We start from the raw sequence: 247 nt of genomic DNA, 5'->3' as shown, positions 1-247 counted from the left end.
GGGCCGACTCACCCGGACCCCGGCGGCAACATGGGCTTGCGGGTTGCCGACGTGCAGGTGGCGGTGGACCATCCTGAGACGGCCGGTGGGAGACAGGGGTGCATTAGCGTGAGTCATGAGTGGGGAGCGAGTCAACTTGTCTGTGTAAGCGGGGTGGTCACAGGTAGGGGTCGATCCGGTCGGGGTAGGCCGCGGCGAGCTGGGCGAGTGCCTGCTTCCCGCTCGTGACGGCCTGACCTTCGACGAG

General features: G+C 67.6%; 1 pseudogene. It reads right to left on the bottom strand.

Features of this window, described 5'->3' with window-relative positions:
* A pseudogene (locus KVS67_RS12570) lies at positions 1-117 on the bottom strand (IS481 family transposase); the annotation flags it as partial.
* Positions 118-247: the final 130 nt, after the last annotated feature.

The sequence above is a fragment of the Micrococcus sp. GbtcB5 genome (assembly GCF_019091605.1).
Lineage (GTDB): Bacteria > Actinomycetota > Actinomycetes > Actinomycetales > Micrococcaceae > Micrococcus > Micrococcus luteus.
This window is presented reverse-complemented; position numbering and strand designations above follow the sequence as displayed.